This window comes from Arenibacter sp. P308M17 (genome assembly GCF_003426735.1).
Taxonomy (GTDB): Bacteria; Bacteroidota; Bacteroidia; order Flavobacteriales; family Flavobacteriaceae; genus Arenibacter.
Genome location: NZ_QVON01000001.1, coordinates 853703 through 880391 on the forward strand (window position 1 = coordinate 853703; position 26689 = coordinate 880391).

General features: G+C 38.5%; 18 protein-coding genes, 1 tRNA gene and 1 pseudogene. 11 read left to right on the forward strand and 9 right to left on the reverse strand.

Annotation, left to right across the window (positions count from 1 at the left end; translation table 11 throughout):
* Positions 1-20: 20 nt before the first annotated feature.
* The 4 genes from tsf to rplM all read right to left on the reverse strand — a co-directional run bounded on the left by tsf (position 21) and on the right by rplM (position 3138).
* Complete coding sequence (tsf, locus tag D0S24_RS03460) at positions 21-845, reverse strand: translation elongation factor Ts (protein WP_117018426.1); 825 nt, start codon at positions 843-845, stop codon at positions 21-23.
* Between the two features lie 98 nt (positions 846-943).
* Positions 944-1990, reverse strand: a complete 1047-nt coding sequence (rpsB, locus tag D0S24_RS03465) for a 30S ribosomal protein S2 (protein WP_117018427.1) — start codon at positions 1988-1990, stop codon at positions 944-946.
* A gap of 306 nt (positions 1991-2296) precedes the next feature.
* Positions 2297-2683, reverse strand: a complete 387-nt coding sequence (rpsI, locus tag D0S24_RS03470) for a 30S ribosomal protein S9 (protein WP_031442374.1) — start codon at positions 2681-2683, stop codon at positions 2297-2299.
* On the reverse strand, positions 2683-3138 hold the full coding sequence (gene rplM / locus D0S24_RS03475) for a 50S ribosomal protein L13 (RefSeq protein WP_110357074.1): 456 nt from the start codon (positions 3136-3138) through the stop codon (positions 2683-2685). The genes rpsI and rplM overlap by 1 nt, the downstream gene beginning before the upstream one ends.
* Before the next feature lie 404 nt (positions 3139-3542).
* On the opposite strand from rplM, the gene D0S24_RS03485 reads away from it, so the two are divergent.
* Entirely contained in the window at positions 3543-4043 is a 501-nt protein-coding gene (locus D0S24_RS03485) for a hypothetical protein (protein ID WP_117018429.1), read from the forward strand.
* A 48-nt stretch (positions 4044-4091) separates the two neighbouring features.
* Here the strand turns inward: D0S24_RS03485 and polA are convergent, their stop codons facing one another.
* From polA to D0S24_RS21305, 3 genes are read right to left on the reverse strand one after another with little or no spacing between them, the layout of a single operon-like run.
* The gene (polA, locus tag D0S24_RS03490) at positions 4092-6938 is read right to left on the reverse strand and encodes a DNA polymerase I (protein WP_117018430.1); all 2847 of its coding nucleotides are present in this window, start codon (positions 6936-6938) and stop codon (positions 4092-4094) included.
* Between the two features lie 44 nt (positions 6939-6982).
* A complete protein-coding gene (locus D0S24_RS03495) occupies positions 6983-7978 on the reverse strand; it encodes an isoaspartyl peptidase/L-asparaginase family protein (protein WP_117018597.1) in 996 nt (331 codons plus the stop codon).
* A 10-nt stretch (positions 7979-7988) separates the two neighbouring features.
* Entirely contained in the window at positions 7989-8120 is a 132-nt protein-coding gene (locus tag D0S24_RS21305; protein WP_258922817.1) for a hypothetical protein, read from the reverse strand.
* Positions 8121-8351: 231 nt separating this feature from the next.
* Between D0S24_RS21305 and D0S24_RS03500 the strand changes: the two genes are divergently transcribed.
* The 3 genes from D0S24_RS03500 (at position 8352) to D0S24_RS03510 (ending at position 10927) form a co-directional block, all read left to right on the forward strand.
* Positions 8352-9080 carry a copper homeostasis protein CutC gene (locus D0S24_RS03500; protein ID WP_117018431.1) on the forward strand — a complete coding sequence of 243 codons (729 nt, stop codon included), beginning with the start codon at positions 8352-8354 and terminating at the stop codon, positions 9078-9080.
* A 229-nt stretch (positions 9081-9309) separates the two neighbouring features.
* Entirely contained in the window at positions 9310-10539 is a 1230-nt protein-coding gene (locus D0S24_RS03505; protein ID WP_117018432.1) for a metallophosphoesterase, read from the forward strand.
* A gap of 91 nt (positions 10540-10630) precedes the next feature.
* Entirely contained in the window at positions 10631-10927 is a 297-nt protein-coding gene (locus D0S24_RS03510; protein WP_117018433.1) for a co-chaperone YbbN, read from the forward strand.
* Between the two features lie 55 nt (positions 10928-10982).
* Here the strand turns inward: D0S24_RS03510 and D0S24_RS03515 are convergent, their stop codons facing one another.
* Complete coding sequence (locus D0S24_RS03515) at positions 10983-14315, reverse strand: DUF2723 domain-containing protein (protein WP_117018598.1); 3333 nt, start codon at positions 14313-14315, stop codon at positions 10983-10985.
* A gap of 287 nt (positions 14316-14602) precedes the next feature.
* Between D0S24_RS03515 and D0S24_RS03520 the strand changes: the two genes are divergently transcribed.
* A tRNA-Gln gene (locus D0S24_RS03520) sits at positions 14603-14674 on the forward strand.
* Positions 14675-14809: 135 nt separating this feature from the next.
* Here the strand turns inward: D0S24_RS03520 and D0S24_RS21310 are convergent.
* Positions 14810-14992: pseudogene (locus D0S24_RS21310) on the reverse strand (transposase); the annotation flags it as partial.
* Between the two features lie 1416 nt (positions 14993-16408).
* Between D0S24_RS21310 and D0S24_RS03530 the strand changes: the two are divergent.
* The 6 genes from D0S24_RS03530 (at position 16409) to D0S24_RS03565 (ending at position 26646) form a co-directional block, all read left to right on the forward strand.
* Positions 16409-16930 carry a sigma-70 family RNA polymerase sigma factor gene (locus tag D0S24_RS03530; RefSeq protein ID WP_117018434.1) on the forward strand — a complete coding sequence of 174 codons (522 nt, stop codon included), beginning with the start codon at positions 16409-16411 and terminating at the stop codon, positions 16928-16930.
* A 114-nt stretch (positions 16931-17044) separates the two neighbouring features.
* Positions 17045-17236 carry a hypothetical protein gene (locus D0S24_RS03535; protein ID WP_117018435.1) on the forward strand — a complete coding sequence of 64 codons (192 nt, stop codon included), beginning with the start codon at positions 17045-17047 and terminating at the stop codon, positions 17234-17236.
* A 1037-nt stretch (positions 17237-18273) separates the two neighbouring features.
* Complete coding sequence (locus tag D0S24_RS03545) at positions 18274-19386, forward strand: acyltransferase family protein (RefSeq protein WP_181938015.1); 1113 nt, start codon at positions 18274-18276, stop codon at positions 19384-19386.
* A gap of 909 nt (positions 19387-20295) precedes the next feature.
* Positions 20296-21477: a FecR family protein gene (locus D0S24_RS03555; protein WP_117018439.1), complete on the forward strand. Its 1182-nt coding sequence runs from the start codon at positions 20296-20298 to the stop codon at positions 21475-21477.
* Positions 21478-21605: 128 nt separating this feature from the next.
* Complete coding sequence (locus tag D0S24_RS03560; protein WP_117018440.1) at positions 21606-24992, forward strand: TonB-dependent receptor; 3387 nt, start codon at positions 21606-21608, stop codon at positions 24990-24992.
* 10 nt (positions 24993-25002) lie between these two features.
* On the forward strand, positions 25003-26646 hold the full coding sequence (locus D0S24_RS03565; RefSeq protein WP_117018441.1) for a RagB/SusD family nutrient uptake outer membrane protein: 1644 nt from the start codon (positions 25003-25005) through the stop codon (positions 26644-26646).
* The last annotated feature ends 43 nt before the right edge of the window (positions 26647-26689 follow it).

Here is a 26689-nt window from a genome sequence, read left to right on the forward strand (position 1 = left end):
TTATACTTGGTGTTTGAGTATTATCCCAAAGCAACCCTTTCAAATCCTGTTACTTCCAATTTGGAATCAACGGACTTTACATATTGGGCAACACTAAGTTTGCTATCCTTGATAAAATCTTGGTTCACCAAAGTATTGTCCTTAAAGAAACGGTTCAATTTACCTTTGGCAATGTTATCCAACATGGCTTCCGGTTTCCCTTCTTGACGTAATTGATCTTTGGCAATTTCGATTTCTTTATCAATAATTGATTGATCTACCCCTTCTTCGTTCAAAGCTACCGGATTCATAGCGGCCGCTTGCATGGCCACATCCTTGGCGGCAACATCTGCACCCTCAACAGCAGCGGAAAGTCCTACCAAGGTAGCTATTTTGTTTCCGGCATGAATGTATGAACCTACAAATGGAGCTGTCAGTTTGCTGAACCCGCCTATTTCAATTTTCTCACCAATAACACCGGTTTGTTCCGTAAGTTTATCCTGTACGGTATTTCCTTTGTAATCGGCATTCAGGAACGCTTCTTTAGTGTCGAAATTTAAGGCCAGGTCTGCCAAGTCGTTGGCCAGGGCAACAAAGGTATCGTTCTTTGCAACGAAATCGGTTTCACAGTTCAATGAAATGATGACCCCAGTGGTATTGTCTGCATTTACTTTGGCAATAGCGGCCCCTTCCGAAGAATCACGGTCCGCTCTTTTAGCGGCAACTTTTTGTCCTTTTTTACGTAAGATTTCAATTGCCAGATCAAAATCCCCTTCTGCTTCCACCAATGCATTTTTGCAATCCATCATGCCAGCACCGGTTGTTTGTCTTAATTTGTTTACCTCAGCGGCGGTAATTTTAGCCATTTTATTCTGTTTTAATTTTCACCTAAAAATAAGATTGAAATATGATCCTAATCTAGGTTAATGTTAAATTTATATTCTGTTTTAAGTAAAAAAGGAGTTTACTCTATTCCTCCCTTAACACTGTCTTGCCATTCTTGCAGTTCATCCCAATTGCCATCGGCGGCCATTTGCGCCTGCTTGGGCCATGAAGCTGGATTCTTGGAAGCATATCTTGGGCCGGACTCTGCTAGGATGTCTTTAAGGTCGTCCTCTGATCTGTCCGCAAGGTCGGCATAAGTGTTGATGCCTGCTTCTTGGAAAATTTCAGCAATTTTTGGTCCAATACCTTCTATTTTGGTAAGGTCGTCCCCAGTGGAACTGGATTTTTTAGAATCCTTTTCTTCTGAAGCCACCTTAGCTTTTTTCTCTTTTGGCTTGGTTTCTTCCTCGCCTTCCTTCTCGGTCTGCTTTTCGGATTTACGTTCAGTTAATCCTTCGGCGATAGCGGCAGTCACAGATGCCATAATAACCTCTATGGATTTGGAGGCATCGTCATTGGACGGCACTATAAAATCGATTGGACGCGGATCGGAATTGGTATCTACCATAGCAAAAATTGGAATGTTCAATTTTTGTGCCTCCTTTACAGCAATGTGCTCGCGCATGGTATCAACAATGAACAAAGCCGCTGGCAGACGTGTCATTTCAGAAATGGAACCTAAGTTCTTTTCCAATTTGGACCGTAAACGGTCTACTTGCAAACGCTCTTTTTTGGAAAGTGTATTAAAGGTGCCGTCTTTTTTCATTCTATCAATGGAAGCCATTTTTTTCACGGCCTTACGAATAGTAACGAAATTGGTCAACATCCCACCCGGCCATCTTTCAGTGATGTAGGGCATGTTTACATTGCCTGCTTTTTCGGCCACAATGTCCTTTGCCTGTTTTTTGGTAGCTACGAAAAGTATTTTTCTGCCCGATGCTGCAATTTTTTTAAGAGCCTCGTTGGTCTCTTCCAATTTCGCAACTGTTTTATAAAGATTGATAACGTGAATGCCGTTGCGCTCCATGTAGATGTAGGGCGCCATGTTCGGATTCCATTTTCTGGTAAGGTGGCCAAAATGTACACCTGCCTCTAAAAGGTCTTTTACTTCAACTTTGTTTGCCATTTTTATTTTTTAGTTTACGTTCCTTTGAATTAGCAATATTAAAGTGGTACCCCTGGGCAGCCTTTAATATTTAGATGCTAAACTAATTATACCCTGAACTTGTTTCAGGGTATAGCCTGAATTTAAGTTTCCAATTTTATTGGATCGGGATTTTTTAATTGCCTCAGTAATTGGGGCTTTCAATGAACAATTTTTGGTAAATAGGAACTTGTCATACTACTGAACCTGTTTCAGTGTTTTATTGACTTGTTTCGGTACTGCACTAGTAAAAATTTGAATTCAGTGCTGAAATAAGTTCAGCATGAATTAACGTTTGGAGAACTGGAATTTCTTACGGGCCTTCTTCTGACCAAATTTCTTACGTTCCACCATTCTTGGGTCCCTGGTTAAAAGGCCTTCCGGTTTAAGAACCAATCTGTTCTCGGCATCCAATTCGCACAAAGCTCTGGATAATGCCAAACGAACAGCTTCCGCCTGACCGGTAATGCCGCCACCATATACATTTACTTTTACGTCGAAGTTTTCTTCGTTGTTGGTCAAGGTAAATGGTTGCTTTACTTTGTACTGCAATGTTGCCGTAGGGAAATAGTTGCTCAGGTCCCTCTTGTTAATAGTAATGTTACCATTTCCTTCAGTAACATAAACTCTGGCAACCGCAGTTTTTCTTCTGCCAATTTTATGAATCATTTCCATTACTTAAAATCGTTTAAGTTAATTGCTGTTGGTTTTTGTGCTTCTTGGTTGTGGGTTGCACCAGCATATACCTTCAGATTACGAAAAAGCTCTGCACCCAATTTATTTTTGGGCAACATACCTTTTATCGATTTCTCTACTATACGCGCTGGATCCTTGGCCAACATTTCTTTAGCCGTTGTAAACCTCTGGCCTCCTGGGTAACCGGTGTGACGAACGTAGGTCTTTGAGTCCCATTTCTTTCCGGTCAGGTTGATTTTTTCTGCATTGATAATAACAACATTATCCCCACAATCAACATGTGGTGTAAAACTAGGCTTGTACTTCCCTCTAAGTAACTGCGCTACTTTAGAAGCAAGACGGCCCAATGTTTCTCCTTCAGCATCAACTAGTAACCATTGTTTGTCAACGGTCGCCTTATTGGCCGAAATCGTCTTGTAGCTTAATGTATCCACACTAATATATTTATTGATTAAACACTTCAATCCCGTTTAACGGGCTGCAAATGTACAATTATTAAGTTGAATTCCAAATGGTTGTTTCTTATTATTTTATAGTTTTTTCCATTATGACTCTAATGTTACAAATTTTATCTTCACATTGTGATCCCAATAATTCGTTTTTGTAAGGAACAATACCATTTGTTGGGTACAGATCCCAATATGGTATATTGGCATTCGGTATTGATAGGGTGAATTCTTAAAATTGGGCCAGGGTTTTAAACCTTTGTATATTAGGCTATAATTTTTGTTGTTTTTCTGTTGCTTAAGTAGGGTTTCCTGTTCCACTGTTTTGATTGGGGGGATACTAATTAATGTTGTAATGCGTTAGCTTTTATAAACAATGTAAATTTAAACGTATGAAAATTAAGTATTTATTACTTCTTCTTGTTACTGGCCTTTTCATTTCATGTTCTTCTGACGATGATGGTGATAATTTTAAGGGGGATTCAATAGTGGGGTTGTGGCAGGTCTATGAGCTTAAGGTGAACAATGATACGGCAAGCGATGACGAAAAAAATGTCAGGGATCTATTGGCCTTTTTAACCGAAAAGGAATGTTATTTATTGAGTTTCGATTTTAAACAGGATTTAACGGTGACCATTGAAAACTCGGTAGCGTATCTGGAAATAGGTTTAAATTCCGAGGGCAATGGTTTTGATATTCCCTGTCCCACTGAAAAGGATACGGAAACCACTGTCTATGTTTATGCCGATGGCCAACTAACCTATACGGATGAATATCAACAGCAAATCTCTATAGATGTCACTATAGATGGTGATGTTATGACCGTAGATGCGGCCGATCTTGATATTCCCAACTTAAATGCCGGGGGTCAGCTTGTCTTTAAGAGAAAATAAGCATCGGTTTAAGTTTTATCCTCTTGCCCACTGCAACGGCCAACTATCTTAATGGGCCTCCAGCCAATTATTTCCAACGCCCAATTCTACATCCAAGGGTACGGACAATTTGTAGGCATTTTCCATTTCGGCCTTTATCATGGCCTTTAATTCCTCCAATTCGGGCTTATAAACGTCGAACACCAATTCATCATGCACCTGTAGGAGCATCTTACTTTGGTATTTTCCTTCTTTCAATTTTTTGTGGATCTTGATCATTGCAATTTTTATGATATCGGCGGCACTGCCCTGAATTGGGGCGTTAACGGCATTGCGTTCAGCGGCTCCGCGTACAATGGCATTACTGCCGTTGATGTCCTTAAGATACCTTCGTCTTCCCAACACGGTCTGAACGTAGCCGTTTTCCCTGGCAAATTCTATTTGTTCATTTATATAATTGCGCAATTTGGGGTAGGTCTTGTAATAGGTTTCTATGAGTTCCTTGGCTTCCGCCCGGGAAAGGTTGGTCTGGTTGCTCAACCCAAAGGCCGATACCCCATATACAATTCCAAAATTTACGGTCTTGGCGTTGCTCCTCTGCTCCCTTGTAACGTCCTTTAACGGGACATTAAATACCTTGGAAGCCGTGGAGGCGTGAATATCCTCCCCGTTTTTAAAGGCTTCGATCATGGTAGACTCATCGCTGAGCGCAGCAATGATCCGCAATTCTATCTGGGAATAATCTGCTGCCAATAAGATGTAGTTCTCGTTTCTTGGAATAAATGCCTTCCTGACCTGTCTTCCCCGCTCTGTTCTAATCGGGATGTTTTGTAGGTTGGGATTGTTGCTGCTCAATCTCCCGGTAGCGGCAACCGTTTGCATATAGTCTGTATGTACCCGGCCGGTACTTTCCTCAATTTGTTCCGGTAGTGCGTCCACATAGGTGCTCTTCAATTTGCTGAGTCCCCTGTAATCCAATACACTTTGAATTATTTCATGATCTTTGGCCAGATAGGAAAGTACATCTTCGGCGGTGGAATATTGACCTGTTTTGGTCTTTTTGGGTTTATCCACCAATTTTAGTTTTTCAAATAGTATTTCACCCAATTGTTTTGGCGAAGCAATATTGAATTCCTCCCCAGCTTCCCTATAGATCTTTAATTCCAGGTTTTTGATATCGTTGTCCAAGTCCTTGGCAAGCGAATTTAAAAAGGCCTTGTCCAGCTTGATTCCCTCTTGCTCCATATCCGCCAGCACATGTAACAGGGGAATCTCTATGTCATTGAATAATTCTTCGGTGCTGGCCTCCTTCAATTCTGGTCGAAAGTGTTGTGCCAATTGAAAGGTGATATCGGCATCCTCTACAGCATATTCGGTTTGTTGTTCCAGGGGAACATCCCTCATGGACATTTGGTTCTTTCCTTTTTTGCCTATGAGCTCGGTAATGGAAATAGGGGTGTAGTTTAAATAAGTTTCCGCCAGAACATCCATATTATGGCGAATATCCGGATTAATGAGGTAATGGGCCAGCATGGTGTCGAAGCATTTCCCTTTTATGGAGACCTTATATTTGTTCAGTACTTTGATGTCATATTTTAAGTTCTGCCCAATTTTTTCAATGTTTTCCGATTCAAAAAAAGGTCTTAACTGTTCAATGATTTCCTGGGCTTTGGTCCGGTCCTCTGGAAAGGGGACATAGAACCCTTTTCCTGCCTCCCAACTAAAGGCTATACCCACCAGCTCTGCGGTAAGGGGATTTAATCCCGTTGTTTCGGTGTCGAAACATACGGAGGTTTGTTTCAATAAATTCTGAACAAAAAGCTGCATGGCCATCCCGGGAAGAACACTCTGGTATACATGTGGAACGTCTTTAATGCCTTTTCTGCTGGAAACCTCCTTTATTGTTCCCCCACCAAACTGTCCGTCACCGCCAAACAAGGAAAATTGGCCGCCTCCCGCTTCAGTTTGTTTCTTTTTCGAAACAGGGTCGGTCTCTTGCTGGCCTTCCTCTGTGCCATCCTTATCCGATTCGGACGAAAAGAGCTTTAGGAATTGGTCTTTAAGTCTACGGAATTCCAGCTCTTCGAAAATCTCCTGTACTTTTTCGCCATCGGGCATGGACAGTTCGTAATCTTTGGCATCAAAGGTGACATCGCAATCCACAAATATGGTGGCCAGTTTTTTGGACAAGAGGCCCAAGGCGGCATTTTCATGGATTTTCTCCTTCATTTTGCCTTTAAGCTTATCCGTATTGGCCAACAAATTTTCCATAGAACCAAATTCCTCTATAAATTTTTTGGCCGTTTTGTCGCCCACTCCCGGTAGTCCGGGAATATTGTCGCTGGCATCGCCCATCATCCCCAAATAATCTATGACCTGTTCCGGACGTTCAACGCCAAAGCGCTTTTGTACTTCGGGGATGCCCCAAATTTCTATCCCATTACCCAATCTTGCAGGGCGGTACATAAATATGTTCTCGGATACCAATTGTCCAAAATCCTTGTCCGGTGTAACCATATATACCTTGTAGTCTTCTTTTTCCGCCTGCTTGGCCAAGGTTCCAATAATGTCATCTGCCTCCATTCCTTCCAATTCCACCACAGGAATATGCATGGCCTTTAATATATTTTGAATGTAGGGCACGGCTATTTTAATGGCGTCAGGGGTGGCATCCCTATTGGCCTTGTATTCGGCAAACATTTCGGTTCGGTCCGCGCTTCCTCCCTTGTCAAAACAAACGGCCAAATGGTCCGGTCTTTCCCTTCTTATTACATCCAATAGCGAATTCATAAATCCCATGATAGCGGAGGTATCCATTCCCTTGGAGTTTATTCTGGGGTTTTTAATCAGTGCATAATATCCCCTAAAAATGAGTGCATAGGCATCTAGCAGGAAAAGTCTTTTTTGTTCGGCCATTATATTTGGTTCTTGTTAAGATTTGGATATTGTGAAATTGATAATTAGGATTTCAAAAAAGTCTCCGTCGGATTGTTGCTTTGTCCGGCCTCTGTATATTTGCTATAGCTAAACCCGGGATGTATGCAATAGCCTCCGGTTTCCCCTTTCTTGTTGATTGCTATAAATCCAATTTGGAAATCCCTTCTGTCCTTGTTCTTTTCCATGATTCGTCTTACCCCTTCCTCGCATGCCTCTTGTGGCGATTTTCCTTGGCGCATAAGTTCTACGATCAGGAAGCTGCCGACCGTTCTTACTACTTCTTCCCCGACCCCTGTGGCCGTTGCTCCGCCAACGTTATTATCTACAAATAGTCCGGCCCCTATAATTGGGGAGTCGCCAACACGTCCGGCCATTTTGTAGCCCATGCCGCTTGTAGTACAGGCCCCTGCGATGTCCCCATTTTTATCAATGGCAAGCATGCCTATGGTATCGTGGTTTTCTATATTGATAATGGTTTCGTATTTGGACTTTTTCTTCCATTCCAGCCAATCCTTTTTTGCCTTTTCGGTTAGCAGGTTCGTTTTGGGGAATCCCTTTTCATAGGCAAATTTTTCTGCTCCCTTTCCGGCCAACATTACATGGGGGGTGTCTTCCATGACCTTTCTGGCCACCGAAATGGGGTGGGCAATATTTTCCATGCACAGTACGGCACCACAGTTTCCATCCTTGTCCATAATACAGGCGTCCAAGGTAACATGGCCATCCCTGTCCGGTCTTCCGCCATTGCCTACCGTTTCGTTGCTAAGATCTGCCTCCTCTACCATTACTCCCTGCTCCACTGCATCCAGCGAAGTACCACCTTTTTCCAAAATTTCCCAGGCCTTTGCCGTGGCATTCTTGAAATTCCAGGTGCAGATGACAATAGGTTTTACCATTTCCGGGTCTACCGGCACAGTCGGTAATTCCTTTTTTGTTTCATCAAATGATGCGAAAAGTGGTGCCGATATTATCCCGGCTGTACTTAGGGTGGAATTTTTAAGGAAATTTCTTCTTTTCATCTGTTGGTTTTTATTTGTTTTTATTTGGTCGGGCCTGCCCGACTTCTTCATTCCCGTCCGTACCGGAACGGGCGGACAGGCGGGTGTAATTACTCACATCATTTCTTTCAGTACTGGGTTCGTGAACCTTCGGTTTCGCCATTAAACATTTTTGTTAGTATCAAGGTTTATTAAGGCTCATTTCATCTATTTAAATATTTTTATTAATATGAAAACGAGTGTAATAAAATTTTCTGCATAAATCAACCGCTGCGCTTCCGCCCGGTGTCAATATTTTTTAACGGTTATCGGGAGGGATGCAAAAAATTAATTTTGTTTATGCTCATTTCATAAGATAGTGTTACTTAATTTTAAGGCTCTAAATATAAGAAATATGATTGTAGAAGTATGTGCCAATTCTTTAGAATCTGCCCTAAATGCCCAAAAAGCTGGTGCTGACCGAATTGAGTTGTGTGCCGAGCTTGCCGTTGGGGGGCTTACCCCTTCTTTTGGGCTGTTGCAACTTGTTAGGCAACATATTTCTATCCCCGTAAATGTGCTGATAAGACCCAGAAGTGGCGATTTTACCTATTCCCATCTGGAATTTGAAATAATGAAAAAGGATATTGCACTGTGTAGGGAGCTTGGTTTTAATGGTATTGTTTCCGGGGTGCTGTCCAGGGATTTTGACTTGGATTATGAAAGAACCAAAGAATTAATAGAGGTATCCGGGCCATTGCAATTTACTTTCCATAGGGCTTTCGATTGGGTAAGGGATCCTATGGTCGCTTTAGGGCAATTGCAGGAATTGGGAGTGGATACCATACTAAGTTCCGGACAGCAAAATTCCTCGGTAAATGGGTTGGACCTATTGACCGGGCTGTTAAAAAAATCCAAGGGCTGTGTTATTATGCCCGGAGGGGGCATACGTGATACCAATGTAGTGGAATTTAAGAAGAAGGGATTTTTGGCGGTGCATTTGTCAGGGATAAAATTTCATAAAACGCTGGATCATACCCCTGTAATCCCAATGAGCAGCCCAGGATTCCTTAGGGATGATGAAATTGCTATCAGCGATATGGAAACCCTGAAGGAAGTGGTCCGCTTAGTTAAAGAAAACTAAAAAACCGCTTAATGGATTTGAAACCAATATCTTTACTCGATAATCGAGATTTAAACCTGCCTGCCGCAGGCAGGTGCTCCGACGCTTGCCTGCCTTGGTCGGCAGACAGGCGTCTAAATCAAACATGAATTTTCATTTAATGCCTCGTGGGCCTGCCTTTGTCGGCAGACAGGCCTGCCCGTATCGTTCAGGCGGGCTTGCCCCGAGGTAGTTTACTAAAAAATAAGGAATGCTTCGCTGGATTGTATTTATTGTCATTTTTATAACGCTGGGAATTTATTCCTTGCAGGCCATAAAGGCCGCTACCCGCTATCCATGGGTATATTATGCCTATATGGCCTTATCACTTTTTGTTTTAGGGAATTTTATCTATCAGTTTACCATGGGCGATGCCCCCGGAAGGGTGTTGAGCGTGTCCAAAAGTTATGCTTTTGGCCTCTTGTTGGCCATGCTTTCCTTTATGCTGATTACCATTGTATTTTTGTTTTCCGAGGATATTTTCAGATTTCTTTCTGCTGGCTATCACAAAATATTTGGGGGGACCAAAGAATTCAGCCTTCCCCAGCGAAGACGTTTTTTAAGTACCCTGGCCATGGGTATTGCCGCCTTGCCATTCTCGGCATTGCTGTATGGCATGGTAAAGGGGAAGTATAATTTTAAAGTACTCAAATATAATTTGGAATTTGATGATCTGCCCGATAGCTTCGACGGATATCAAATAACCCAAATATCGGATGTGCACAGTGGTAGTTTTGATAATAGGGAGAAAATTGAATACGCTATAAGCTTGATCAATAAGCAAAAGAGTGATGTATTGCTTTTTACGGGGGACATGGTGAACAATATGGCAGAGGAAATGTTGCCGTGGAAAGACCTTTTTTCGACCTTAAGTGCAAAAGACGGTAAGTTTTCCGTCTTGGGGAACCATGATTATGGAGATTATGTAAGCTGGGAAACCGAAGAGGCCAAAAGCAAAAACCTGACCGATCTTAAAAAGATACAGAAAGAAATGGGTTTTGACCTCTTGTTGAACGATAGTCGGTATTTGCAGAAAGGGAAGGATAGGATTGCTTTGGTAGGCGTTGAAAATTGGGGCAGGGGAGGCTTTAAGAAGGCCGGCGACCTTAAAAAGGCGGTTTCCAACATTGACAGGAATGATTTTAAAATTCTAATGAGCCATGACCCATCCCATTGGGAAGATCAGGTGTTGAAAGATGACTATCATTATCACCTCACTTTAAGTGGGCATACCCACGGCATGCAATTTGGGATAGAGATTCCGGGATGGATCAAATGGAGCCCGGCCAAATGGAGATATAAATATTGGGCAGGGGTGTACGAAGAAATGGGGCAGATGATCAATGTAAACCGGGGCTTTGGATTTTTGGGATATCCGGGAAGAGTTGGTATTTGGCCCGAAATTACTGTAATTACCTTAAAAAAGAGGTCGTTAACGTGATTTTAACTACTACCTTGTCGACAAAAATGATAGCACTAGTTGTATTTTAACATTTTTTCTTATTTTTGATTTATAATCCAATGTATAGTATATGTCTAAATTTGGTGAATTAATTGATATCAATGTTCCTGTGTTATTGGATTTTTACGCCGAGTGGAACGAACAGTCAACAGCCATGCACCCTGTACTTAGGGACGTTGCCGCTGCCTTGGGTGATAAGGGCAAGGTAATTAAAATTGATGTGGACAAGAATAAGGAGCTTTCCCAGGCATTGCGGGTGAAAGGCCTGCCAACTTTGATGATATATAAGAAAGGGGAAATGGTATGGAGACAAAGTGGGGAGCAGGATGCAAATACCCTTATTGGGATACTCAATGAATATATGTAATTGATTTAAAGGGAATAAAAAAACCGAGAAATTCATCTCGGTTTTTTTGTGTCCTTTATTCAGGAACAGTTATACTGTCCAGCTGTTTTTCCGGTATGGCATCTATAGCGGATGAATCCAATAGATCGGGGTCCGTGGATGGGGCCTGTATCTGCTCCATGGGATCGTCGCGATAAAAGCGGTCAAACTTCTCAATGTATTCATTGAATATCAGGGTTTCCTTTTCGGCGGTTTCCTTGTCCTGATTGGTAATCAAAATGTCAATAATTCTACTGTAGGCTTCCAGGTCGGGAATAATTTCGTCCAGGAACATTCGCTGTTCCTCAAAAGGCAAATTGGCGTAATAGTCCAATCGTTCCTGATAGATACCCTTTAATTTTTGAAATAGGTCCCTAGCTTTTTGGGTTTCCCCTACTTTGAAGTATCCATCTATAAAAGGTTCTACAAAAGCGTAATACCCAAAATATTCAACAGGCATATTCTCCATGGCAATATTGATTACGTCTTTTGCCTTTTCAATTTTATTTTCGTTTATCAAGGTTTCGGTAAGCCGGGCCAGGTTGCCCCTAAAGGAGAGTGCCTGTGTACGGGTTTGGGGATCGTGATAAATATCCGGGCTTCCCGCATTGCCCCAATCCCATTTTTTTACAATGTCGTACATGAGATCGGCGTCTATTCTTCCCATCTCGTAGGAGTTTTTGTTTGTGGTTTTAATGGGTACCAATTTATAGACCAGCCCATCCAATTGAAGATAATCTTTCATCCATATATATTCTGCGGCATCAAAACTTCCTCCGGAGAAATATATGGGACGCTTCCAATCATTGTTGGCAATGATGTCCAACATCAGGATTCGGTTTTTTGGCAGTGCACTTTTTGGAAGGTCAATGTCTATATAATCCACAATTAATGCCGAATCCTTTTCTTTTACCAAACCGCTCTCCAATACATTTTTCTTGTTTACCGGAACCCTGATTTTATTGGTAGGATAGTAGACAACATCCAAATTGCTTTCGGAGTATTGGCTCAGATCCGCACCTTTCTTCTGTAATATACTTCTAAATTTGGTTTGTTCCTTGTCGCTGCCTACCCAGTTCATAAAGTCTTTTATGTCCCATCTGCTTTCGGTAAGCTCGTTAAAGTATATGGCATCCCTAGATCCCCATTTGTATTCGTTATGGGTAAGTTGGGAGGGAATCGGCTCGCTTTCATATGCTTTCTTTTTCATTTGGTCTATATACCAATCCGTAGCAAAAAGGCTGGTGTTTACAACGCGTACATCCGTTCTATAGCCTTCAATTTCTTGGGCGTACCACAGAGGGAAGGTATCGTTGTCCCCTATTGTGAACAAAATGGCGCCCGAGTCTTCCTTGGTGGATTCCAGGTAGGCCTTTGCAGTGGATTTGGCGGTAAACCTATTGGATCTGTCATGGTCGTCCCAGTTTTGGAACGCCATTACCCCTGGTACGGCCAAAAGGCAGAGAACGGTAATCCCCGGAGCCAATATTTTGGGACTCAATAGTTTTTGAAATTCATCAAAAAGTCCGTAAACCCCCAAGCCTATCCATAGGGCAAATACATAAAAGGAACCCACTAGGGAATAATCCCGTTCCCTGGGCTGAAAAATGGCCGGATTGGTGTAGAACTGTATGGCGATGCCCGTAAACATAAAGAACACGAACAGAGCCCAAAATTGCTTGGGATTTTTGCTTATTTGGAAGATTAGGCCAATAATACCAAGTAGTAAGGGGAGAAAGAAATAAGTGTTCCTGCCTTTATTGTCCTTAATGTCCGTAGGAAGGTTCTCCTGACTTCCCAATCTGGCACTATCAACAAAATTTATACCGCTCAGCCAATTGCCATGGTTGTCATATCTGCCCTGGATATCATCTTGCTTGCCTGCAAAATTCCACATAAAATAACGCCAGTACATATAGCCAAATTGAAATTGGAACATGTATTTTATATTTTGCATTACCGTTGGGGGTTGTATATCTATATATTCGCTAAACTCCCTAAGGAATCTCATATATTGGGACGTGTCTATTTCGCCTTTGGCGTAACCGTCCTTAAATTGGTTTACGGCATCCCTAAGTTCGTTGTTTCCGAGATAATCGGATTTTATCCTAAAGGTGAGCGGATCAAAATACTTCATATAGTTTTCTGCATTCTGTTCGCTCCACATCCTGGGCAAGATTCCTACGTGCTCAGTGTTGGGTCCTTGCAAGGCATCCTTATAGTTATTTACAATAATATATTTTCCTGCCTTTAGATCTTTTTCGTATTTGGGTTTCTCGTCCATTTCATCCCCTGCAGGAGCAAATGCATTGGAATAATAGGCGCCGTAAACGGGGCTGTCCACTCCAGGGTATTGTTCACGATTGTAATAGGCCAATAAGGATCTGGCATCCGAGGGATCGTTTTCGTTGATTACTACATCGGCATTGGCCCTAATGGGAAGCATTAGCCAGGAGGAGAACCCTAAAAACAAAAACATTAAACACAGAACAATGGTGTTTGCAACGGTATAGTTGTTATTGCGCGTATAGCGTAGGCCCCAATAGAAGACGCCTATAAATATTAGGCCCATAATAATGGTTCCGGAGTTAAATGGCAGGCCAATGGTGTTGATGAAAAACACCTCGCTCCAACCAAAAACCTTCAATACATAGGTCAATGAAAATTTATAGACCAGCATCAAGATGGCAACAACGATAATATTGGCCAAAAGAAAATTCTTAATAGTAGTGGTCTTGTAAGTTTTAAAGTAGTACAGCAAGCCTATGGTGGGTATCGCCAGGAATCCCATGAACTGAATTCCAAAGGTAAGTCCGATCACAAAGGAAATTAGTATTATCCATTTATTGCCCCGTGGATTCTCTAGGTCATCTACCCATTTTAACCCGAGCCAGAGCAAAAGGGACATGATTAAACTGGCCATTGCATAGACCTCGGTTTCCGTTGCGTTGAACCAAAAACTATCGGAAAAGGTGAAGGCCAGGGAGCCTACGATACCGCTTCCCATAATGGCCAGGGCCTTACTGTTGGTAATTACTTCTTCTTTGGAAATGAGTTTTCTTGTGAGATTGGTAATGGTCCAAAACATAAAAAGGATGGTGAAGGCACTGGAAACCCCGGAAACGAGGTTTACCATCTTGGCCACTTGGCTAGGTTCCAAGGCGAACATGGCCATAAATGCCCCGATCATTTGTAACAAAGGGGCCCCTGGTGGATGGCCTACCTGTAGTTTGGCCGCTGTTGAAATATATTCACCTGCATCCCAAAAACTGCTGGTTGGTTCAACGGTTATCCCGTAGGTAATAAGGGCTATAAAAAAAACAAACCATCCGGTGATGGTATCCCATTTTTTGAAATTTTTTGAAAACATGTGGTTTGTCGTTTGTCCGAAGGGCGAATTTACTAATTTAAAAATATAATGGGATATATATTTCATAAACCTTTAACATGATATTAAGGTCAAGGGGGCTTTAACAGCTAGGCCAATAGGACCAAGCATTGGTAGGATTCAGTGATTGGGCAAAGGGTTTGTGGTATCGACTAAGCCCTTGCATTGCAGGAAGTACCAAATTATTTATCTATTTTTTTTGGAATATGGCTCAAAAATATTTGTGCATATTAAACTTTGTTTTAAATTTGCACGCTCAAACGAGGTAGTGGCCTATGGTGTAATTGGTAACACAGCTGGTTTTGGTCCAGTCGTTCTAGGTTCGAGTCCTAGTAGGCCAACACGGTAATCCCTTGATTCTATTGGAATCAAGGGATTTTTTATTTCTTGGGTACAACATAGGTGCAACAAATTAGGTTTTTCAAAAACTAATAGATTATTCATGGATCAAGAACAATTTCTGGGTATTTTGATATTTATGCAAATAGTTGAGTTAATCTAAACAGGAAGAATTCTGTATTTCTAACACCTCTAAATTGTGCTCTGAATGCTTTTATTTTTGCATTGAACGATTCTGCCGATGCATTTGTGCTTCAGTTTGAAAAATAGTTCAGGATAGATCTATAGCTGAGCGATATCGTGTTTGCGATGGTGTTGAACGCCCTAGCAAAATGTATAGGTTTTTAAAAATGGTCGTTCGTACTAAGAATTAAATCAAGGGACAAGGATACCTTATTTATCTGGCAGGCAAGAGGTCACCGGTTCGACTCCGTTATTCTCCACCAGTAAATACAATGGTTTCAAGAGATTTACTTTTGAAACCCTTTTTTATTTGCACGCATTTTTTGGTTTTTTATGGCCTTAATTGAATTGATTTAATGGACAGCTGAGAAAGGGATGTCTCAAAGCGCAAGGATTTCTAGAGCTCAATGGTATTGTCCATTTTTCTTGTTTTTTACTTAAATTTAATGAAAAACATGGCTCACTTTATCTTACTCCCCTTTGATAACATTTGAAGATTACTAATTCCAAATTCACATAAAATACTGAAAATCCATCAGTTGTTTGGAATGAAACATACTTGGAAATTTGAGACTGAACGGCACTTGAAAACGAATTATTACTTTTAGCTAAGGAATTAAAGCCGACTTAACTTTAAAATTGGAGATCGGGAATGAAGTGTTTGGCGCTTTAGTGAGGGACTAGCGACATGGAAATCGAACTCTTTGAAGTTGTGTACAAAACTTTTTTAATCAAGCGCATTTACTTATATGGAGTTTTTTGCGAAATGCTGGGCAATGTGCTGAGTTAAACTACTAAAATTAGAACATAATAAAACGATTTCCTGACACATAATATCGATTATTGAATATGATGAAATAACAACTTCTATACCAAAATTACCTTTCTGGTTAACATATAGTCAACCAAAACAATAGCCTATAGCAATAACCCATTAAATACTGACCTTCAGGTTAATAGTTTGAATCCAAATGAAATCACTCAAATAGTTACACTCCAATACATCTTATGCTTTGTAGGTTTTTTTTGAGTATTTGGCAAGCGGAAGACACATAGCCCCCCAAATATTGAAGCACGAAGGGCGTTTATTGATAGCCTTTGCAGGGGATGCCAAACAAAAAATAGAAGTGGTGTAAGTTAAGATTTCGGATTAGGACAATTTAAAGTTGAACTAAATTCATAGAGGTGAATCTCTACATGGGTATTCCTGCTATATGATAATTTTGAACCTTAACCCCATAAATCAAATCAACCATCTCATCTGCGGAAATAGACATTTCAAAAAGGCCCTTAAAAATTAACAAAGCATACATAAAAAATGTATTTAGGGTTGTAATTTGAGAATTATTTGGTGTTATATATTGGAATTACGCAGTAAAATACCTAATAAAATAAAATTCACACAAAACAAAGTTGTTTTAATGAAATATATTTTTTAATATAGCTTAATCGATAAAGCAAAAAACTGTGCAAAAGTCACAAAATTACTTTGACCACATCCAATTTGAGTAATTAAATCATAGTAACCAACAAAAACTATATTCATTTTCGCAATGAAACTCCAAAAGCAATCTGAAATAGAGCAGTTATTTAATAAAAACTATCGTTTTTATTGTTTGCTTTCGTATAGTTATGTCTCTCAATGGGATATTGCCGAAGATATTGTTCAGGATGTCTTCGTAAAAGTTTTGACGAAGAAGAACAGCACCATACTTTTAAATATCCATGCTTATCTATCGATGGCCATAAAGAACAACAGCATTAAATATATTACGCGTACTAAAAAAGTAGAAACACTTGATGAGAATTGTTTGTCCATCCCACTGCCTGAAGAGCCGTTAATTGAAGAATCCTATAGGACTTCAATACTACAAGAGTCAATAAATAACTTACCCCTGGGATGTAAGAGTGTCTTTGAACTATGTGCATTAGACGGACACAAATACATAACTGCCGCAGACCACTTGGGAATTTCTGTGAATACTGTAAAAACCCAGATGAAAAAGGCTTACAAAATTTTGAGGCGCGACTTAAAAAATTACTATTTAGTTGTACTCCTCTTCCTCGAAAACTAGATATTTCCATCTATTTTAATTGATTTTCTTGTTATAACGTCACCCTATTTCCTTATTTCGGATTCTATTATTAGGCCGTCATAATATTTAACCTGGCAACCCAAAAGAAAAACAATGGAAATAGGCCACATACTTGTAAAGAAGCTTGATGGAACACTTTCTGTTGAAGAACAGAAATTTTTTGATAATTGGATCCAAGAATCTGATGATCACAGATTTATGTTTTTGCGTTTAAAGATATTTTACAATAATGGTCACAACATTTCAAAAATGGATTCTCCCATTATAAAAAAATACCGTTCATAAATATAATTCAAAAATTATAGCGCCATAACTAATTAATCCCTCTCCTTATAAAACAGATTCCCATATTTATTTATTTTTTTTAATTAATCGTCACCCTATGCCATTTTTTTGGTTCTTAATAGTAAGAGGCAAATAATTTGGCCCCAAATACAATAGAATGAATATGGAAATTACCCATATGCTTGTTAAAAAATTAAAGGGAACTTCTCTTCTGAAGCGAAAATTTTTCCCTTTAATTTTTTTCAATTTCTTAGTTAATATATGGTAGTTATAAATCGGATTTTGAAGGTGAAAAAACGGTAGATCTAATAAGCCGTAGTTTATACAAAACACTTAATAGCACTTACAGATTTGGTAATAACATTCTTTTGATGACAACCTTTGATGCCCTTAACCCAGCCTCTGAAATTTTGGATGATAGGAAATTAATCGAACCAGGTATTTTAGAAGGCAGTATCGATTTAAATCCCACGCCTATTTACATACCTATATTGGCACAAAGTTAAGAAGTTTAGAACGCTTTGGAGGGGTTGATGTCGATGACGGTCCATTCAATAATTTGGATAACTATTATTTTTTTGATATTCCATAGGGGATGAATAAAATAAAAATCCAATCTTGGAGTAAACCCATGAATGGCTAGGAGAAAGTTTTGATCCATTGCAGTAACTGGAAGAATTGATTGTAAAGTTGTAGTAGTTTTTGAGTTAGTTAGTTTGAAAAGGGGCTGCATTTTAGGAGCCTCTTTTTGAAATTAATTTCTTTTTATTGAAAAAGGGCTATTATAAAGGAGTTGGAGTAGGTAGCTATTGGAGCATAAATAATGATGATCTTCTGGATATCGATTTTAATACAAAATGAGATTAAACCCAATTTATAGTGTCCACTGCCGAGAAATTAATTTTATATACATCAATGGGTCCGATTAATAGGTTACCTATAATAAGTAAAGTTGTATTTAGAATGTCAGTTTTTGAAGGGACTAGTAAAATCCGATAGAAAGTATTTGATTTCAAAAACACAAAATTATGAGGCTAATGAATTCTCGACTTAATTCCTTGGATTTTTTCCGTGGAGCGACGGTGATTGCAATGATTATTGCCAATGACCCGGGTAGTAGCAAATTCCGATACCAACAATTATCTCATGCTGCTTGGGAAGGATGTACTGTAACAGATCTGATTTTTCCATTATTCCTTTTTATAGTTGGGATTTCAATATCACTCTCATTTAATAAGGCCATTACCAAAGGTAAAACAAAAAAAGACTTACTACTAAAATCCTTTAAACGGGGGACGATTATTTTTATATTGGGGGTATTATTAAATTTGTTCCCAGGATTTGATTTCACATCTTTAAGAATACCTGGTGTACTTCAACGAATCGCGTTGGTTTATGTATTTTGTTCCGTAATCTATTTATATGTCGGCCCAAAAAGTCAATATATTTGGTTTATATCACTTCTAATAGGTTATTATATTATCATGTCTTTCGTCCCAGTACCGGGGATAGGTCCGCCAAATTTGGATCCAACAAATAACTTTTCTGCATGGTTCGACAGGCTAATTCTCAATGGGAATATTGGCCCTATGGGAAGGGGGTTGTATGATTCAACAGGAATTTTTACTACAATTCCAGCAATAGCCTCAGGCCTTTCTGGCATTTTCATTGGACGCCTACTTAATTCAAATAAAATGCACAATGAGGTGAAATTAATATGGATGTTTATTATAGGATGTACACTATTAATAATCGGATGGATTTGGAGTTTTGATTTTCCAATGATAAAACGACTTTGGACGTCATCTTACGTATTACATACTTCTGGTGTGGCTATTCTATTTTTTACAACTTCATATTGGTTTATTGATGTTTTAAAGTTAAAGAAAGGGATCAAGCCAGTATTAGCCTTTGGTTCAAATGCCCTTGCAGCATATTTTCTGGCCAGCGTTTTTGGAAAATGTACATCTGCAAAAATTCTCAATGATAATAATTCATTCTATAGTATTAAGGATTGGATATATATAAATATCTTAACAAAAATATTTAATCCTTATAATGCTTCCTTCGCCTACTCCATTTTAAGTTTATCAATAATATTTATTCTTGTATGGTGGCTTTATAAACGGAATATTATAATTAAAGTTTAAAATTATAGAGATGTAAGTTCATATTCAGCAATTGCACCACGTTCGTTCTGTTGAATTCACAGCAAACAATACAATACAATAAAATTAAAATCACTCCAAATAAATTTGTTTTATTAAATTGATTGTATAATACAGCTTTAAGGATTAAGCCGTATAGTTTATCTCATATTAATCGTTAAAGCGACTAAGCGCCATAACTCAATAATTAATAAGAATACAATTAGGACCCTTCTGTAGATTCTTAAATTGCGATCTACAAGCCACTTGGTAAGATTTATTCTTTTTAAATAAATAATCATAGACCAAAAAAATAGAACATTGATTCAAAATACAATATCGTGTTTATTACTTACTGTCCTACAGTTACGTTTCTCCATGGGGCATTGCAGAAGATATAGTTCAGGATGTCTTCTTAAAGGTGCTAACTAAGTACAATATTTCATACATTGTAAATATTATGCCTACATATATAAATCGATAAAAGATTCCAGCCTTACGTATATTGAATGTACCTTAGAATTGGAATCCATTGATAAAAACTGTTGGGATATACCTCATCCCGAAGAGCTACAAATGGCAGAAAACAATAGCGCCACCAATCTTCATGAATCCATAAAAAAATCACCCATTGGATGTAAAAACGTCTTTAAACTTTGCGCACTGGAAGGACATAAATACAACAGTGCCGCTGATCACTTGGGAATCTCTGTAAACATAGTATGAACTCAGATGAAAAAGGCTTATAAAATTTTAAAATACGTCTTAAAAAATTAATGCTTATTTATACTCTTCTTCCTCGAAAACTAAATATTCCCAATTATTTACTTTTTAAAGTCACCCTATTTTCTTATTTCGGGTCTTATAATAGAGCGGTCATACTTGTTTGACTGAGAACAAGGAAAGAGAAATATGCAAATTGCCCTAATTATTGTTAAAAAATTAAATGGAACACTCTCAATTACAGAACAGAAGTGTTTTGATAATTGGATTCAAGAATCTGATGAGAATAAATTCCTATTTTCACGACTACATACATTGCACAATAATGGACACAATATTTCCAAAGTTGATGACATAAACATTGAATCGGCATGGAACAATGTATTGAGCAATGTTAAAGTAAACGAAAATAAAAGTATTAGATCCAAACTTGCCCAAATTTGTAAATACGCCGCCATTTTTATTGGACTTTTTATTACAGCTTTCCTATACTGGCAAACTACAATTCCCCTATCGCAACAACTTATCCTTGACGATTCAATAACTTTGGAATTAGAAAATGGCGAAATCCAGCAGATATCTACAGAAAACATTCAAACCATTACCAATAACAAAGGGAAAGTTCTTGGTGTACAAAATGGAATTCAAATTAATTACTTTGATAATTCCGACATAGATAAACTCACCTATAATGTTTTAAAAGTTCCCCATGGAAAAACATTTAAACTAATCCTTTCAGACAGCACCATAGTCTATTTAAATGCGGGGTCATCTTTGAAATATCCTGTAAAATTTATTAAAGATCAAAACCGACAGGTTTTCTTGACGGGCGAAGCCTACTTTGATGTTAACAAGGATAAAGCACATGCTTTTATAGTCACGAATGGCACTATGGATGTAAGAGTTCTAGGAACAAAATTCAATATTTCGGCTTATCCTGAAGACCAAGAAATAAACACCGTTTTGGTTGAAGGTTCTGTTAGTCTTTACAACAATGAGAACGATTATAATACCCAAACATCCAATCTATTAAAGCCAAATCACAAAGCTTCATGGAACCGAACAAATGATAATGTTATCATAGAAACCGTAGATACGGATATATATACTAGTTGGATCGCTGGCAAACTGGTAATAAAGAAAATGCCTTTCAAAAATATAATACAAAAACTGCAGCGCCATTATAAGGTTACCATAAACAACAATTACGAACAGTTGGATAACCAAATTTTCACAGCAAATTTTGACACGGAATCTATTGAGGATGTACTATCAACCTTTATCTTGGAAACCCATTTTGAGTACTCCATAAAAGACAATACTATTGAAATCTATAAACCAACAAAATTTAATACAACGCCTATGGAATAACTTATTATTAAATGATTTAATAACTTAAGAAAGGTTGAAAACTGCATAAAAAAAATCGGAAAATGTTGCACCATTTCCCGATTAACTTTAATCAACTATTACTAGTCAACTAAAAACATTACAAAATTATGGAAAAAAATAATAGGGTAGGCTATACTAGGCCTTATTCGTTCAATCTTAGTTTAGCCATGAAACTAACGACAATCCTTTTAATTCTTTCAATTTTTACCGTACAGGCCAATTCCTATGCGCAAAAAGCCAAGGTCACCTTAGATCTGCGACAAGTGAAAATGTATAAGGTATTTGAGGAAATAGAATCGCTTACAGATTTCAAATTTTTATATGACAATACAAAAATTGATACAGCGGAACTAGTTTCTATAAAGGCAAGCAACATGCCAGTATCCGAAGTTCTCAATATTTTGTTCAAGAATACTTCAATCTATTATGTGGTTAGAAAGAAACAAATTGTACTTAAATCACAAAAAGCTACACTTCCAGCTCCAATCAAAGAAGAGAGTGAAGTTATTGAAGAGGAAAAATTTGTTCAAAATATCATTTCTGGAACCATAACCGATGATATAGGACAACCCTTGCCTGGAGCGAATGTAGTAGAAAAAGGAACCACTAATGGCGTTACCGCCGATTTTGATGGTAATTTCTCAATTACCCTTACCAATGAATCTCCAATATTGATTATTTCGTACGTCGGTTTTTCAACAAAAGAAATACTGGTTAGTGGTTTAACAAACCTAGAAATAATATTACAGGAAGACGCTGCAGGGCTGGAAGAAGTAGTAGTGGTCGGGTATGGTACCCAGAAAAAGGCAACTCTCACCGGTGCAGTTGTTGCTGTTAAAGGAGAAGAATTGGAGAAAATCCCAACGAACAATCTTTCCAATACCTTGGTTGGTAGAACGCCTGGGGTAATTGGACTAAATCGAAGTGGACAACCTGGTGATAACGGTTCGCAACTCTTTATTCGAGGGACAAGTACGTTAGGAGTTAATGGTCCATTGTTCGTTATTGATGGTGTCCCAGGAAGAGAGGGTTTTGATCAAATAGATCCACGTGATATTCAAAGTATATCTGTTTTGAAAGATGCCTCGGCCGCTATATATGGAGCTAGGGCAGCTAATGGTGTAATATTGGTTACTACGAAAAGGGGGGCAATTGGAAAACCACAAGTGAGTTTTACTTATAATCAAGGGATTGTTGAGCCAACCCGACTTCCTGATTATGCAAATTCAGCAGCATTGGCCGAATTTCAAAACGAACAGCTTTCACTAAGTGGACAGCCTCTGAAATTTACTCCTGAAGAAATCGAGAAATTTCGTAATCAAAGTGACCCAATTAATTATCCAGATACGGATTGGATTGAATCTACTATGAAGGATTTTAGTATTCAAAGTCGACAAAGTCTTTCAATTCGTGGAGGTTCGGATTTTGTAAAATACTATTTGGCTAGTAATTTCTCCACAGAGGAAGGAATGTTCAAAAATGGAATCACAAATTCAAAATCGTTTGGAGTTCGGTCAAACATTGATGTTAACTTAACAGATAATATTAAATTATCACTTGATTTATCATTTCAAGAAAAAAACAATCATTATCCTGCCAAAGAATTTGAATACATTGTACAACAAACGTATAGAAATTATCCTTATTTAATTGATTACTACCCAAATGGGCTTCCCGGGCCTGGATATATAGAAAATCAGAATCCACGAGTTATGGTTACAGGTGATCAAGGTTATAGAGATGGCACATATAATCTGTATCAAACCAAATTCAACTATGACATCAAAATTCCAGCGGTTCAGGGATTAGGTGTTGATGGATTTATTTCTTATGACAAGAATCAAAACACAACTAAGGTGTTTGAAAAGCCATCTTATGTTTACCAGTTTGATTCGAATACGGATGAATACACCAAATTGTTAGCTGGACAGATTACATCTCCACAATTATCTCAAGGCTACGAGTTTGATTCCCCATTCATTATTAATGCGAGACTTAAATATGAAAGGTCGTTTGGAAATCACAACATTAATACTTTTGCTGCTTATGAACAAGGCAAGTATAAATCTAACTACTTTTCGGCATTCAGACAAGATTTTGTGTCTCCTGAAATAGATGAGTTATTTGCAGGTGGCGGGGCCAATCAAAGGACTGATGGAGGTGCGGCAGAATATACTCGAAGAAATTATTTTGGACGAGCCTCTTACCAATTTAAGGAGCGATACCTCGTGGATGTAAATCTTCGCTATGATGGTTCTTCAGTCTTTCCTAAAGATAATCGATGGGGGTTCTTTCCTGGAATATCAGCAGGTTGGAGACTTTCGGAGGAACCATTTTTCAAAAACTCCGTCGATTTTGTAAGCAATTTAAAGCTTCGGGGCTCATGGGGGAAAATGGGCAATGATGCCATATTACCATTCCAATATTTAGCACTTTATTCTTTTACTCCCGGTTATATTTTTGGTGAGTCAAACCAGTTAAATACAGGTCTTACCCAGGGGGTTGAAGCCAACCCTTACATTACTTGGGAAGTAGCCAAAACAACAAACCTTGGGTTTGATATGGGGCTTTGGGACAACTCATTTAGCCTAACATTTGAACTTTTCAAAAGTGTAAGAAGCAACATTCTTACACAAAGAAATGCATCCATTCCGGTCTATACTGGACTGAGGCTACCACTCGAGAATATTGGAGAAGTGGAGAACAAAGGTTTTGAGCTGTCATTAAATTATAATAGTTCTAATGGCGAAAATAGTCTGAATTACTATATTGGTGGTAACGTTTCGTATGCAGATAATACAGTTTTAAATATTGACGAGCCAGCTACAGTTGTAGACTGGCAGAGATCAACCGGTCGTTCAATGAATACAGGATTGTACTATGACGCTATAGGTATTTACAGGGAACAGTCAGAAATTGACAATTCACCTCATCCCTCAGGCACGATTGTAGGTGATTTACAATATAGGGATGTGGATAATAATGGCGAAATTGATGCTAATGATAGAATTCGTCCTAATAAAACTAATATCCCCGAATACACTTACGGTGTTAACTTTGGATTACAATATAAAAATTGGAGCTTAGATGCTTTACTTCAAGGACAAGCCGGCGTATGGGGCTATTATTACATTCCTCAAGGATTATTTGGTAATGTGTTATCCGAAATGCTGGAAAATAGGCCAACACCTAATAACCCAAATTCTAAATATCCTAATTTAACTTATGATGAATCTCAAGTAAGTGCATTCGTATCAGATTATTGGTTAATGAATTCTAGCTTCCTTCGACTCAAAAGTATGGAAATCGCCTATGATTTTCCGAGTGACATAGTCAATAAAATAGGTCTTGACGGATTTAAATTGTATATCAATGGCTTCAATTTATTGACATTTGATAATTTGAAGATTTTTGATCCTGAAGGAGATGCGGATCGGGCCTCCTTTTACCCACAAAATAAAGTATATAACTTAGGTATTAACATAACTTTTTAATACATAAATCATGAAATTAAAACTCAAATTTAAGTACGCACTTGTCTTGATATTCATCTTTTTTGGAGTAGGATTTCAATCGTGTGATAGTGAATATCTTGAAGGACAACCACTGAATGCAATTTCGGAAGCAAATGTCTGGGTAGACTTGGCTCTAGTTGAATCATTTGTTAACCAAACCTATGGTACCTTGAGGGCCGGCTATTATGCAAATACTCGCATGGTAACAATGACCGATGACGGTTATGGCATTGAGAAAAATTCTGCCCAATTAGTTCAGAGGGGAGAGGTTACTCCCTCCAATATGGGTCTTCTTGGAGCAATGTGGTCGGAATATTATACAACAATTAGTAACTGTAATAAATTTCTATCGAATGTTCAAGGAGATAATTTGGAAATCCTAATGCAACAGGATGAAGTTAGAACTAACAGAATGATTGGGGAGATAAAATTTTTCAGAGCATATTCATATTTTAGATTGATAGCTTTCTTTGGAGGTGTACCACTTATTACTGAACCATTTATTTTGGGAGATGATTATTTACTTCCCAGAAATCAGTATGATGAGATACTTGAATTTATATTAAACGAATTTGATGAAGCAGCAGAATTGCTTCCTCCTTCATTTGACGCGAAGAATAAAGGTCGTGTTACTAGCGGTGCTGCATTGGCCATTAAATCAAGAGCTCTATTGTATGCTGCAAGTCCTTGGCATAATCCTGGGAATGAAAAAGTAAAATGGCAGAGAGCTGCTGATGCTGCTAAGGCAGTGATAGATTTAGGAAGATATTCGTTGTACCCCGATTATAAGGAGTCATTTATGGAAAAGGGTAATTTTAATCAAGAAAGAATTTGGGAGTATGTCCTTAATCAACAAATGCTTTATAGTGGAGAATATCGTGTAGAGAGAAAAATGTTTCCGAATGGATCGAGGGGATGGAGCCAGCCAAGTCCAACTCAAAACTTTGTAGATTGCTACGAAACAACAAATGGATTACTACCTGATAATGATCCATCTTTTGACCCTAATTATCCATATACCAACAGAGATCCACGTTTCTATGCGACTGTTCTTTATGATGGTGCACCGTTTCAAGGACGTGAAATTGAAGTGTTTCCTGGAGGCATAGATTCTCCGGATGGAAACGAAGGATGGAATGCCACATGGACTGGCTATAACATTAATAAATTTATTGATGAATCTATTCTATCTCCCACCAATACCAATTCTTCAAACCCCAACTGGGTATTCTGTCGATATGGTGAAATTTTGCTTAACTATGCTGAAGCTCAGTATTACCTAGGAAATGAGGAAGTAGCTAGAGAATATCTGAATATGATTAGAGACAGACCCAGTGTTTCAATGCCACATATATTGGACAGTGGTGTGGAATTAGAGAAACGGATTAGAAACGAACGTCGAATAGAATTATTTGCCGAAGAACATCGCTTTTTTGATTTACGGCGATGGAAAATAACAGCCGATAGTAACTTATACAGAGTGAATGTAACAAAGAATGCGACTACTGGAGTTAAGTCCTATACCTACACTCCATTCCAATCTTTTATTTTACCAGAAAAAATGCATTTGTCTCCAATTCCATTTGATGAAATTAACAGGGACCCTCTATTGGAACAAAATCCTGGTTACTAAATATTTCAGTAAAATACAAAAATAATTCTCTTGACACTTTAAT

What these genes read in the sequence shown, in the direction of transcription:
- tsf (WP_117018426.1), bottom strand. Translation starts at nt 845, where the DNA reads ATGGCTAAAATTACCGCCGCTGAGGTAAACAAATTAAGACAAACAACC.
- rpsB (WP_117018427.1), bottom strand. Translation starts at nt 1,990, where the DNA reads ATGGCAAACAAAGTTGAAGTAAAAGACCTTTTAGAGGCAGGTGTACAT.
- rpsI (WP_031442374.1), bottom strand. Translation starts at nt 2,683, where the DNA reads ATGGAAATGATTCATAAAATTGGCAGAAGAAAAACTGCGGTTGCCAGA.
- D0S24_RS03485 (WP_117018429.1), top strand. Translation starts at nt 3,543, where the DNA reads ATGAAAATTAAGTATTTATTACTTCTTCTTGTTACTGGCCTTTTCATT.
- polA (WP_117018430.1), bottom strand. Translation starts at nt 6,938, where the DNA reads ATGGCCGAACAAAAAAGACTTTTCCTGCTAGATGCCTATGCACTCATT.
- D0S24_RS03495 (WP_117018597.1), bottom strand. Translation starts at nt 7,978, where the DNA reads ATGAAAAGAAGAAATTTCCTTAAAAATTCCACCCTAAGTACAGCCGGG.
- D0S24_RS21305 (WP_258922817.1), bottom strand. Translation starts at nt 8,120, where the DNA reads ATGGCGAAACCGAAGGTTCACGAACCCAGTACTGAAAGAAATGATGTG.
- D0S24_RS03500 (WP_117018431.1), top strand. Translation starts at nt 8,352, where the DNA reads ATGATTGTAGAAGTATGTGCCAATTCTTTAGAATCTGCCCTAAATGCC.
- D0S24_RS03505 (WP_117018432.1), top strand. Translation starts at nt 9,310, where the DNA reads ATGCTTCGCTGGATTGTATTTATTGTCATTTTTATAACGCTGGGAATT.
- D0S24_RS03510 (WP_117018433.1), top strand. Translation starts at nt 10,631, where the DNA reads ATGTCTAAATTTGGTGAATTAATTGATATCAATGTTCCTGTGTTATTG.
- D0S24_RS03515 (WP_117018598.1), bottom strand. Translation starts at nt 14,315, where the DNA reads ATGTTTTCAAAAAATTTCAAAAAATGGGATACCATCACCGGATGGTTT.
- D0S24_RS03530 (WP_117018434.1), top strand. Translation starts at nt 16,409, where the DNA reads ATGAAACTCCAAAAGCAATCTGAAATAGAGCAGTTATTTAATAAAAAC.
- D0S24_RS03535 (WP_117018435.1), top strand. Translation starts at nt 17,045, where the DNA reads ATGGAAATAGGCCACATACTTGTAAAGAAGCTTGATGGAACACTTTCT.
- D0S24_RS03545 (WP_181938015.1), top strand. Translation starts at nt 18,274, where the DNA reads ATGAATTCTCGACTTAATTCCTTGGATTTTTTCCGTGGAGCGACGGTG.
- D0S24_RS03555 (WP_117018439.1), top strand. Translation starts at nt 20,296, where the DNA reads ATGCAAATTGCCCTAATTATTGTTAAAAAATTAAATGGAACACTCTCA.
- D0S24_RS03560 (WP_117018440.1), top strand. Translation starts at nt 21,606, where the DNA reads ATGGAAAAAAATAATAGGGTAGGCTATACTAGGCCTTATTCGTTCAAT.
- D0S24_RS03565 (WP_117018441.1), top strand. Translation starts at nt 25,003, where the DNA reads ATGAAATTAAAACTCAAATTTAAGTACGCACTTGTCTTGATATTCATC.